This is a genomic window from Kitasatospora sp. NEAU-CNBT7, from assembly GCF_057220535.1.
Genome location: NZ_JBXQQB010000002.1, coordinates 281180 through 292575 on the forward strand (window position 1 = coordinate 281180; position 11396 = coordinate 292575).

At 74.0% G+C, this 11396-nt stretch carries 11 protein-coding genes; 6 read left to right on the forward strand and 5 right to left on the reverse strand.

Annotated elements, in window-relative coordinates; translation table 11 throughout:
• Nucleotides 1-4: 4 nt before the first annotated feature.
• From AC2TEW_RS04095 to AC2TEW_RS04110, 4 genes are all read left to right on the forward strand, one after another.
• Complete coding sequence (locus AC2TEW_RS04095) at nt 5-712, forward strand: hypothetical protein (RefSeq protein WP_484621886.1); 708 nt, start codon at nt 5-7, stop codon at nt 710-712.
• A 256-nt stretch (nt 713-968) separates the two neighbouring features.
• Nucleotides 969-1811 carry an LPXTG cell wall anchor domain-containing protein gene (locus AC2TEW_RS04100; RefSeq protein WP_484621887.1) on the forward strand — a complete coding sequence of 281 codons (843 nt, stop codon included), beginning with the start codon at nt 969-971 and terminating at the stop codon, nt 1809-1811.
• A 252-nt stretch (nt 1812-2063) separates the two neighbouring features.
• Nucleotides 2064-2723, forward strand: a complete 660-nt coding sequence (locus AC2TEW_RS04105; RefSeq protein WP_484621888.1) for a sigma-70 family RNA polymerase sigma factor — start codon at nt 2064-2066, stop codon at nt 2721-2723.
• Between the two features lie 43 nt (nt 2724-2766).
• Nucleotides 2767-2961, forward strand: a complete 195-nt coding sequence (locus AC2TEW_RS04110; RefSeq protein ID WP_484621889.1) for a hypothetical protein — start codon at nt 2767-2769, stop codon at nt 2959-2961.
• Nucleotides 2962-3176: 215 nt separating this feature from the next.
• Here AC2TEW_RS04110 and AC2TEW_RS04115 read toward each other — a convergent pair whose 3' ends face one another.
• The 3 genes from AC2TEW_RS04115 to AC2TEW_RS04125 all read right to left on the reverse strand — a co-directional run bounded on the left by AC2TEW_RS04115 (nt 3177) and on the right by AC2TEW_RS04125 (nt 6922).
• Nucleotides 3177-4058, reverse strand: a complete 882-nt coding sequence (locus AC2TEW_RS04115; protein WP_484621890.1) for a geranyl diphosphate 2-C-methyltransferase — start codon at nt 4056-4058, stop codon at nt 3177-3179.
• A gap of 15 nt (nt 4059-4073) precedes the next feature.
• Nucleotides 4074-5399, reverse strand: coding sequence for a family 2 encapsulin nanocompartment cargo protein terpene cyclase (locus tag AC2TEW_RS04120; protein ID WP_484621891.1), 1326 nt, complete (start codon nt 5397-5399; stop codon nt 4074-4076).
• Nucleotides 5400-5512: 113 nt separating this feature from the next.
• Nucleotides 5513-6922, reverse strand: coding sequence for a family 2B encapsulin nanocompartment shell protein (locus AC2TEW_RS04125; RefSeq protein WP_484621892.1), 1410 nt, complete (start codon nt 6920-6922; stop codon nt 5513-5515).
• Nucleotides 6923-7241: 319 nt separating this feature from the next.
• Here AC2TEW_RS04125 and AC2TEW_RS04130 point away from each other — a divergent pair, with 319 nt between their 5' ends.
• Nucleotides 7242-8465 (forward strand): serine hydrolase domain-containing protein, encoded by a 1224-nt coding sequence (locus AC2TEW_RS04130; RefSeq protein WP_484621893.1) that lies wholly within the window; start codon nt 7242-7244, stop codon nt 8463-8465.
• 28 nt (nt 8466-8493) lie between these two features.
• Entirely contained in the window at nt 8494-9333 is an 840-nt protein-coding gene (locus AC2TEW_RS04135) for an enoyl-CoA hydratase/isomerase family protein (protein WP_484621894.1), read from the forward strand.
• A 79-nt stretch (nt 9334-9412) separates the two neighbouring features.
• Here the strand turns inward: AC2TEW_RS04135 and AC2TEW_RS04140 are convergent, their stop codons facing one another.
• The gene (locus AC2TEW_RS04140; RefSeq protein ID WP_484621895.1) at nt 9413-10021 is read right to left on the reverse strand and encodes a hypothetical protein; all 609 of its coding nucleotides are present in this window, start codon (nt 10019-10021) and stop codon (nt 9413-9415) included.
• 83 nt (nt 10022-10104) lie between these two features.
• Nucleotides 10105-11187: a magnesium and cobalt transport protein CorA gene (locus AC2TEW_RS04145; RefSeq protein WP_484621896.1), complete on the reverse strand. Its 1083-nt coding sequence runs from the start codon at nt 11185-11187 to the stop codon at nt 10105-10107.
• Nucleotides 11188-11396 lie beyond the last annotated feature (209 nt).

An 11396-nucleotide genomic window follows, 5' to 3' on the forward strand; every position in this document is an offset into this window, starting at 1 on the left:
TCCCATGTCCCAACAGCGCCACCGCGCCCCCGCCCGCCGTCTCGCACCGCTGCTGCGGACCGGCCTGCTCACCACGGCCGCCGCCGTCCTGGTCGCGGGCACCCCGGTGGCCGCCTCCGCGGCGCCCGGAACCGCCCGGACCGGTTCGGCGGTGCGGGTCGACACCGCGAGCGCGGTCAGCACCGCCAGCCCGATCCGCCCCCACGACTTCCAGGTCGCCTTCGAGGTCCGCCAGTACGGCGACCTGGTCGGCGCGGGGGCGGACAACCGCGCGCTCGCCTCGTCCCGGTTCTGCGACGGGAACCTGCACTGCAGCTCCACCGCGCTCTCGTTCCAGATCATCACCATGGGCGGCGACCACAGCCGACTCCACACCACCAACGTCAGCAAGGCGAGCAACAACCACTGCACCGGCTGTCAGACCCTGGCCGGCGCCTACCAGTTCGTCCTGGACACCCCCGAGCCGATCACGCTCGGGCCGGACGCCCTGCGCCGCCTGCGGGACGTCGAGACGGCGCTGCGCGCCGCCCGCAACCAGTCGCCGCAGACGCTCAAGGCGACCGTGGACGGCCTGGTCCAGCAGGTCATCACCATCCTCGACGAGGCGGCCGCGGCGCAGCCCGCGTCCCCGGGCCTGAAGGCTTCCGCGGCGCCGGTCAGGCCCAAGGTCACCCTCAACCGGACGCTCGACGGCTGGCCCGGCGCCAACTGAGCCGCCCCGAGCTCCCGTCCGGGCGCCACCGGGACCGAGAGCCCCGGCGCCCCGACCCCGCGGCGCCCACCGGACCGGTGCCGTCCGCCCGCTGATCTGGCAGCGGGCGACCCCCGCGGACACCCGCCGGCGTGACCACCGCCGCCGACACCACCGCCGCCGCGGGCCGCGCCGAACACCACGCGCGAGAAGCCCGCCCCACCATCTCCCGCACGCAGGTGCGCCCTGCCGTGCCCACTCAGCGAGGACCACACCCATGCGCCGGATCAGCGCGGTTACGGCCGCCCTCACACTCGCCACCGCCACCGCACTGGGCAGCGGCGCCCCGGCGGCAGCCCTCGATCCGGGCGGCGCCGCCCGCTCCGCCGCCCGGCACGACCCCGCAGCGGCCACCGCGGCACCCCGTCTGACGGTCACGGACGTCCCGCCGGACGCCGCGGCCGGGGGCAGCGCCCGCTTCTCGGCGGAACTGCAGAACCCCACCGACACCGACCTGCTCTTCTACCCCGACGTCCGCAACACCCCGGACCGGCAGGACACCCCGGACCGGCAGGGAACCCCCGCCGACCGGATGACGCTGCGGTACCGGCCGGGCGGCGACGGCCCGGTCCTCGTCCCCGCAGGCGGCTCGCGCACGGTCGACCTTGAACTGGCACTGCCCGCCGACCTGGCGGACGGCACGCTGGACTTCACCCCCGTCGCGTACTGGACCCCCGCGGGGTCGGACGGCGGACGCGACGCGGCCACCCGTCATCTCGTCACCGGCGGGCCGCAGTCCCTCTGCGTCGGACACCCCGCCCCCGGACCCTCGTCCAGCACCGACGGCTCCCCGAGCGCATCGCCCCGGCCGACCTCGTCGCCCACCGCGACGCCCACACCGACGCCGTCCGCGTCCGGGCCCGCCACGTCGGCGTCCCCGAGCAGCGCGGCCACCACCGAACAGCCCAGTGCCCGGCCCACCGACACGGTGTCACTGGCCTCCACCGGCGGAGGCGCGAGCCCGGCCCTGATCAGCCTCGGGATCGCCTTCCTGCTCGCCGGAGCGGCCTCGCTCACCGCGCTCCGCCGCCGCCGGGACGCCGGACGGCACCGCTCCTGACCCCTGCTCCGCCCCGGGTCCCGGCCCCGCCGGGCGGGGGCCGGAGAGCAGCGTACGACCGCCCTCCGGCCCCCGCCCGGCCGACGACCGCCCGGCCGAAGCCCGCCCGAGTGCCCACCGCCCGAGTACCCGCCGCCCGACCGCCGAAGGAGACCAGTGAACGCCCCGCCCGTAGCCCTCCCGTCGCCACGCACCGCCTCGACCGCGCAGCCCGAAGACACGGTTCCCGAAGGCACGGTTCCCGAAGACACCGTGACCGCCCGCACCCGCGGCGCCCCGGCGCCCGGCGCCCGGCACCGGCCGCCGGCCGGCCCGTCGGCGACCCCCGGCGGCCGCAGCCAGGTGGAGGACCTGGTCGACCGGGCCAAGTCCGGCGAGGCGGAGGCGTTCGCCCGGCTCTACCACCTCTATTCGCCGCTGGTCAGCCGCTACCTCGCCCGCCGGATCCGCGACCCCCTCGCCGTCGAGGACCTGACCAGCGAGACCTTCCTGCGGATCCTCTGCCGGATCGGGACCTTCAGCTGGCAGGGCCACGCCTTCGAGGCGTGGGTGCTGACGATCGCCCGCAACCTTGCGATCGACCACGCCAGGTCCGTGGTGATGTCCCGCCACCGCATCGACGCCGATGCGCGCCGCCGCCGGCTGTCGCCCAGCGCGGAGGACGAGGCGCTGGTGCGGATCTTCCGGGACGCACTCGACGTGGTCCTCGAGGGCCTGACGCCGCCTCAGCGCGAGTGCGTCCGGCTGCGCCTGATCGCGGACCTGTCGGTCAGTGAGACGGCCCGGCTGATGGGACGGTCCGCGGGCGCCGTGAAGACGCTCCACTACCGGGCGATGAAGAAGGTCTGCGCGCAGATCGGCGAGGACTACGGGGTCAGCGGGGAGACCCCCGCCGCGCTCGGGCGGAGCTGACCGGAGGTGACCCCGGAACCAGCCGGCCGAGGAGGACCGCGCCATGGAACCCGGCCCCGCCGGCGGCCCCGCGCCGGGAACGCCCGCACCCGGCACCCCCGCCGAACCGCCGCTGCTGTGGCCGCTGTTGCCCCTGCGGGAGACGGCGGACGGCCGGCCCGCCGGGCGGCTCGCCGCGTTCCTCTCCTGGTGGGCCCGGATGCGGACGGCCGACTGGACGGACGACGGCTACCTCTGAACGGCGGCCGGAGCCACGCCGCCGACCGGCGCCCGCACGGCCGCGGCCCCCACCCGCAGACGGGTGGGGGCCGCGGACTTCCACCGCCGGGGCCGGGCGCAACGGGTCCGACACCCGCTGCGCCCGGGGCACGGACGCGACGGCCCCGCGTCCGTGCCGTGCCGTACGCGGCCTGCCACGGGCCGCGCACGGCACGGCAGCCCCGGCGGTGGTGCTCAGACCCGGTCGGCCGCGATCAGCACGTACTGGAACGAGCCGTCCTTGTACGAGTTGATGAACGCCTCCTCGATGCCGGTCACCAGCGAGGAGGTGGCCCGCAGCTCCCAGTACGGCAGCGTCGCGGGGGTCAGGTCGATGACGGCCTGCGGCACCAGGCGGTTGTCGGCCATGGCCCGCAGGTACTCCCGGCGGGAGTGGATGTTGCACTCGAAGTGCGCGTTGATCTGCGAGACCCACTTCGAGGGCTGGCCGTACCGCGGGTTCCAGCAGCCGGTGATGGTCACGTACCGGCCGCCGACCCCGAGGATCCGGGAGTGCTCGGCGAACAGGTCCCCCAGGTCGACGTACATGCTCGACTCGTTGTTCCACGACGCCGCGGCCTGCCCGGTCTCGAAGGGCATGGCGAGCATGTTGCAGACGCGGGCGCGGACGGAGTCCGCGATGCCCAGCTCCTGGGCGCGGCGGTTCGCGAACTCGGCCTGCTTGGCCGACAGGGTGACACCCTCGACCTTGGACCCGAAGCGCTGGTGGGCCATCACCATCGAGCCGCCGCGGCCGCAGCCGGCGTCCACCAGGGTGCTCCCGGGACCGACCGCCCCGAGGTGGTCCAGCAGGACCTCGGCCTGCGCCGACTCCAGCCGGTGCAGCTCGGCGATCAGCTTCTTCTCGTAAGTGCTGTCCTCGGCGTCGCCGAGCGCGGCGTGGTCGACGTCACCGATGCCGTAGTGGTGGTGGTAGAGACCGTCGACATCACCCAGGCGCAGGTTCACCGGCCGGGCCTCGTGGTCCCAGTAGCGGGCGATGTCACCCTGGTAGGGCGTCGCCGGGGCGGGGATGAACGCAGAGGCGGTCGCGGTGGAGAGATCGGTAGTGGTCACAGAGGAATCCGTTCTTTACCAGAAATCGGGCATGCTGTAGCGGTAGGTATTGGTGCAGTGCCAGTAGTGGTTGCCGTCGACCCAGGCGGCCACGCCGCGCAGGAAGCGCAGCACGGTCGGCACCGGGAGCTCGGCCGCCAGTTCCGCGGCCGCGGCCTCGAAGGCGTGCATCAGCTCGTTGTGCACCTCGACGGCCTTCAGGTAGGCGTCGCGGACGGGGAGCTCCTCCCGTCGGGCGATCACCACCGGCAGGTTCAGGTGCAGGCCGGGGGTGGCCAGCTCCTTGGTGTACGAGTAGAGGTCGTTGACGATGGTGGTCGCGTTCCCGGCGAGCGCGATGACCCGCTGCATCGCGGGCAGTGCGTGCAGGTCCGCCGGGAGTTCGTAGCCACCGACGGTGTCGGTGATGGTGGGGCACGGGCGGAAGTTGTTGAACTGGCGCATCGCCAGGTACTCCCACACCTCCGGGACGTGGCCGCTCTCGGCCCAGGCCGCCTCCGCGAGGTACCCCAGGTGCAGCCGGGCCATGTCGTGCCGGTACCGGTCGGCCTGCGAGTGCCCGGCCTGCCGGACGAAGTACTCCATCGCCGAGCGGTAGGCGCGCCGCGGCGCGTCCTCGTGCAGCGACGCCGCCCAGTCCGGGTGGTACTCCGCCGTGGTGTGCAGCGGGTCGAGCGCGGTGTGGGCCAGCAGCAGGCGGCTGCCCAGCCCGACCGGCGAGCCCCCGTGGTCCTCGCAGTAGACGTCGTCCAGGGCGTTCTCCGCCGCCATCAGCCGGGTGGCGACCATCAGGTGGTCCACGGTCGGCGCGTCAGGATGGCAGGCGACCATGTAACGGCCCAGCGAGAACCCGTCGAACTGGTCCTCCCAGTCCGGGGGGAACAGCTCGACCTCCTCCACGGCCCAGGCCTTGATCCGGCGGCTGACCTCCTCCACCCGGACCGGATCGGGCTCCGCCACCGGGTGGTGGTACAGCCCCGGCACCGGGACGCCCGCCGCCGGTGCCACGGCCGCGGTACCCGCCGGTCCGGACGGATCCCCGGCCGGCCGGGTCAGGTACAGCCCCGCCGTGCCCAGGCCGCTCGGCCCGCGCAGCACCCGATCCAGCACCCGATCCAGCACCGGGCCCGCCGCCCGGACCACGGCGGAAGCCGCCGGTACCGCCTCCAACACCGCTACGGGCTCCGCGGCCGGTACGGTGACCGGCTCCGCGGCGGGCGGGGGCACGCTCGCCACGGCCGGGCGGGCGAGCGACGGCGGCCCCGGCAGGGTGCCGCCCCCGGGCGCGGGCACCGCGGACGGCGGGTCCGGCCGCTCGGGGGGAGGTGAGGGAACGGGCATCCGTGGCTCCTTGATGAGGTGGTGGGACGGCCCGGGGCCCGGGCACACCGGGGCCGGGCCGGGGACGGGCGGCGCCCGCCCGGGACCGTGCCGTGCCGGTCGCGTCAGCCGTGTCAGCCGCGCCGCTGGCCGATCTGCACGTTCTCCAGCACGCCGAGCGCGTCGGGCACCAGGACCGCCGCCGAGAAGTACGTGGTGACGAGGTAGGAGATGATTGCCTTCTCGTCGATGCCCATGAACCGCACCGACAGGCCCGGCTCGTACTCCTCCGCCAGGCCGGTCTGGTGCAGACCGATGACGCCCTGCCGGTCCTCCCCGGTGCGCATCACCAGGATCGAGGTGGTGTTCTCCTCGCTGATCGGGATCTTGTTGCAGGGCAGGATCGGCACGCCGCGCCAGGCCGGGACCTGCTGGCCGCCGAGGTCGACGTGGTCCGGGTAGAGGCCGCGGGCGTTGAACTCCCGGCCGATGGCCGCGATGGCCCGGGGGTGCGCCAGGAAGAACCGGGAACCGCGCCGACGGCAGAGCAGCTCGTCCAGGTCGTCGGGGGTCGGCGCACCCGAGTAGGTCTGGATCCGCTGCTTGAACGCCGCGTTGTGCAGCAGGCCGAACTCGCGGTTGTTGATCAGCTCGTGCTCCTGGCGCTCGCGCAGCGCCTCGATGGTGAGCCTGAGCTGCTCCTCGGTCTGGTTCATCGGCTCGTTGTAGAGGTCGGCGACCCTGGTGTGGACCCGCAGCACGGTCTGCGCGATGGAGAGCTCGTACTCCCGCGGGTTGAGGTCGTAGTCGACGAAGGCGCCGGGGAGCTGCGCCTCGCCGGTGTGGCCCGCCGACATGGCGATCTCGGCCTCGCCGTGCTTGTTCTGCCGCTGCTGCGGGATCGCGCTGAAGTGCTCGACGTGGGCCCGCAGTTCCGGCGCCGCGGCCAGCACGGCGTCGAAGTCGGCGCGGGCCAGGGTGAGCAGGGTGCCGGCGGTCTCGGCGGTGGCGGTGGCCTCCCAGCTCGCCCCGGCGTCCAGCAGGGCGTGCTCGCCGAAGTGGTCGCCGTCGGCGAGGACCGCGACGGCCACCGGGTCGCCGTACTGGCCGACCGAGGTCTGCCGGATCCGGCCGTGGGCGATCAGGTGGATCTGCTCGGCGGGAGCGCCGCGCTCGGCCAGCACCTCACCCGCCCGGAAGTCGCGCTGCACGCAGCGGTCGGCGAGCGCGGTGAGCACGGCCAGGTCGTCGAAACCGCGCAGCACGGCGAGTTCACCGAGCTCACGGGGGATCAGCCGGACCCGGGCACCGTCCTGGACGAAGTCGATCCGGCCGTCCCCGACGGTGTAGGTGAGTCGTCGGTTGACCCGGTAGGTACCGCCCTGGGTCTCCACCCAGGGGAGCATCTTCAGCAGCCAGCGGGAGGTGATCTCCTGCATCTGCGGAGCGGACTTCTTGGTCGAGGCAAGGTTGCGGGCAGCCGCAGTGCTCAGACTGCTCTGTCCGGTCGGCTCCGCGAGCGCCTGGCTGGTGTCCACCGTCATCGGGCGGGCTCCCCTTCGAGTAAGAGTTCATCAGAACGGTCACCGGCACACGTCCATATCAGCTGTGACCGGGGGCGGACATGACGGAGCCCGGGCAGTCCGCGCCTCCGTTCGTCGCCGGGATCAAGCTTGCCGCCGGTACGGCCGGTTGGGCCGGGAAGCCGCTCCCGGTTAGCCCGATGCGGTGATCTTGCGCGGTCGGATGTTTGCGGACCGTCTCGGCGGTGCATGGCGCGGACGGCCGCGGCAGTGCGCCGGATGGAGGACCGTGCCGAGTGTCCTGCCCGGTTCGGCCGGATCCGTCCGCACATAGTGCGGCATGACACGTACCCGAGCGGCCCTGGCGCTCGTCGCCGCCACCATGATCGTCACCTGCCTCCCGGGCCCCGCGGGCGCCCTCGCCCCGGCGGACGCCGCCCGCCCGCACGGCTGCGTCCGCTCCCCGGAGCCGCACGGCGGTCCGGCCGCGACGGTGCTGGACATCGCCCGGCAGACCAAGGAGGAGTACGGCCTCAACTCCGTGATCCTCAAGGTCACCGCCGACGGCCACGAGGTCCTCACCACCGCGCTCGGCGAGTCCATGACCGGCGTGCCGGCCGAACCGGACATGCACCTGCGGGTCGGGTCGGTGGGCATCGCGTACATGGGCACGGTGCTGCTGCAACTGGTCGACGAGCACGTGGTGGGCCTCGACGAGCCGATCGCACGCTGGCTGCCGGACGTCCCGCACGCCGACCGGATCACCCTGCGGATGCTCGGCTCCAGCACCTCGGGCCTGCACGACTACGTCACCGACCCGGCCTTCCTCGCCGAGCTGGCGGCGCACCCGTTCCGCCACTGGACCGACGCCGACGTCCTCGCGTACCCCTTCAGCCACCCGCTCTGGTACGAGCCGGGCACCAACTGGAGCTACTCGCACGGCAACTTCGTGCTGCTCGGCGAGGCCCTGGAGAAGATCACCGGCACGCCGCTGGACCAACTGCTGGAGCAGCGGGTGATGGGACCGCTCGGGCTGCGCCGGACGCAGAACGACTTCACCCCGCGGATCCCCGAGCCGGTACTGCACGCCTTCACCTCGGAGCGCGGCCTGTACGAGGAGTCCACCTTCTGGAACCCGTCCTGGACCACCGCCCGCGGCGCCGTGCTCACCTCCGACATCTGCGACCTGGCCCGCTCCGCCGAGGCCGTCGGCACCGGCGAACTGCTCTCGCCGGAAGGCTTCCGGACCCAGCTCGACCCGGGCACGGTCGGCCTCGGCGGGCCGACCGACATCTGCCCCCCGACGGTCTGCCTCCACAACACCGAGGCGCTGCACTACGGATTCACCGTCCTGGTGGAGAACGGCTGGATCATCCAGAACCCGTCCTTCTCCGGGTACGCGGCGATCCAGGCCTACCTGCCGTGCGAGCACCTGGCCATCGCCGTCTCCACCACCAAGGGCCCCGACACACCCGACGGCAACGCGGCCGAGACCATCGCCTCCCGGATCGCCGCCCGCTTCGCACCCGGCAACCCGATCCCCTCCCCCGGGCTCGGCAGCTGACCCGCACCACCCGAGCACGGAGGAACCCATGACCGGCCCGTACGGGACCATCGGCACCACGCTGGAGGGCGGTGTCCTGTCCGCGACGTTCGACGCGCCCCCGATGAACCTGATCGGGCCCGAGGTCGTCCGCGACCTGGTCACCCTGCTCGACGACCTCGCGCGCCCGGACGCACCGGCCGTCGTGGTCTTCGACAGCGCGGACGCCGACTTCTTCTTCCCTCACGTCGACCTGGCGAAGGTCGCCGAGTACACCGCCGAGGCCGCGAAGGGCGGCGGCCCCGGGGACGCCTCGCTCGGCATGCTGTTCCGCCGGCTGAGCCTGCTGCCCGTCGTCACCATCGCCAAGCTCCGCGGCCGCTGCCGGGGCGCGGGCAGCGAGTTCCTGCTCGCCTGCGACATGCGGTTCGCCGCCCGGGAGAACGCCGTCCTGGGCCAGCCCGAGGTCGGCATCGGCGCGCCCCCCGGCGCCGGTGCGATCCAGCACCTCACCCGGCTGCTCGGCCGCGGCCGGGCGCTGGAAGTCCTGCTCGGCTCCGCCGACTTCGACGCCGACCTGGCCGAACGCTACGGCTGGATCAACCGCGCCCTGCCCGACGCCGACCTCGACGCCTTCGTGGCCGGACTGGCCGCCCGCCTCGCCGCCTTCCCCCGCGACGGCCTGACCGCGGCCAAGGCCACGGTCAACGCCATCGCGCTGCCCGCCCCCGCCGACGTCCGGGCGGACGCCGCCCTGTTCCAGCAGCTCGTCCGGGCCGAGGCCGCCCAGCGGCGCACCGCCGCCCTGTTCCGGCGCGGCCTGCAGACCCGGGGCCCGCTCGAACTCGCCCTCGGCGAAGCCCTCGCCGACCTGCCGCCGGCCGGCTGAGGGCGCCCGGCACCGGCGCGGAGCCCCGCGCCCGCCCGGCCCGACGACCGGTGACCCGGCACGGCCGGGCGGGCGCCGGTCAGTCCTCCGCCCGCTCGGCGCCCGGCTCCGGCCAGAACACCACGGTCCCGGCAGCCGCCGCACGCAGGGCGTCCCCGTCCAGCTCGAACCGGGACTCCGGCACCCCCTCGTCGGCCCACGAGTAGAACACCGTCACCGGGCCCTGCTCCGGGAGACCCCAGACCCAGAAACTCTGGTCCCAGTGGTCCCACGACCCGGACCCGTCCTGCGGGGCGATCACCGGCGGCCGCGGCCCCTCGGGCGTACGCCACTCCACCGACCAGCCCTGCTGCGCGACGGCCCGGCGGCCGTCCGGGAAGAGCACCCCGAAACGCAACTGGTCCTCGCTGTCGTGCTCCTGCACGAACGGCGGCTGCCAGTCGAGCGCCTCGCCGCGCGCGATGTCGGCCGGCCGCAGCTCCCGGCGGACGTGCAGCGCGAACTCGAACCCGGTCGGGAAGACCCGCAGCCCGTCGGCGAAGACCACCAGCCACGGGGTGCGCACCAGGAACCGGCCCAGCGGCAGGCCCACCGGCATGACGCCGTCCGGCCGCGACCAGGGCGGCGGCGCGGGCCGCCGGCGGCCCGGCGACGGTTCACGGGACGGCATCTCGTCGAAGGTGTCCACACCGGGGAGTCTGACACACGGTCAGCACCGGAGGGCCCGGGATGCGGGGCCCGGGCCGGGGCCGGGCCGCGGTCGTCCCGCGGTCATCCGGCGGGCCGTCCCGCCCTGCCGCCGCGGGCGGACGCGGGCGGCGGACCGGCGGGGACGGCCGTGACCTCCGGCGCGGGCGGGGCGGCATGGCTGCGCCGGCGGCGCAGCCACAGGAACAGCAGCAGGCAGGGGAACAGCAGTCCGCCGATGCCGAGGGCGAGGAAGGCGGTGAAGCTGTTGATGTTCCTGACCAGCCAGGCGAAGTTCTGCCCGAAGAACCCGACCACGAAGGACAGCGGGAGGAAGACGCTCGCGAGGATCGTCAGCCGCTCCATCGTGGCGGTCTGGCGGAGGTTGATCCGGTTCTGCTCGACCGAGATCACCGCGATGTTGGCCTCCAGGACGGTGGCCAGCAGGTCGCGCTGCGCCGCCACCTCCTCGTTGACCAGCAGCAGGTGGTCGTGCACGTCGCGGAAGTACGGCAGCAGCGCGGGCGGTGACTTGCCGGGCTGGAGGCGGCGGGTCAGCACGGCGAGCAGGGGGTGGACGGCGCGGTAGAAGTCGGTGGCCTCGCGGCGCAGGAAGTAGATCCGTTCGGTCGGGGCGACGGTACCGGAGAACACGGTCGCCTCGATCTGCTCGATGTCCCGCTCCAGTTCGGCGACGACGGGTGCGTAGCTGTCGACGACCTGGTCCAGGATCGCCCAGAGGGTGGAGGTGCTGCCGGTGCGCAGCAGTTCGGGGCGCTGTTCGAGCCGGCTGCGGGCGCCGGCCAGCTCGCTGGCGATGCCCTGGCGGACGGCGATCACGAAGTGCTCCGCGAGGAAGATGCTGATCTCGCCGGTGTCCACCTCCTCCGACCCGTCGTCGTAGCGCGCGGTGCGCAGGATGATCAGCTCGGTCCCGTCCTCGTACTGCTCGGCCTTGGGACGGAGGTGGAAGGCCTGGGCGTCCTCGACGGCGAGCTCGTGCAGGCCGAAGCTCGCGCGCACCTCGGCCAGTTCCTCGGGGCCCGGTTCGAACAGCCCCAGCCAGACGAAGCCGCCCTGGGCGCAGCGGGCGGCCGCCTGTTCGAGCGGTATCGGCCCCTCGTGCTGGCGACGACCGTCGAGGTAGTGCGCACAGTCGACGATCATGGCCTTCCTCCTCGGATCGGTCCGGCCGCGCCGCCCGCCGCCGCTGCGGCGAGGGGCGCGCCGTTCCTGCGTCGTCGCCTTCGATGCTCCTCCGATCCCGGCGGAATGTCCCCCGCGGCCGGCCCGGGCCGGGGGCGTGGGGGGGGGGGGGGGGGGGGGGAGGAAGGAGGAAAAACGCAACACGCCAGCCGTCGGTCGAGGGTCGCATC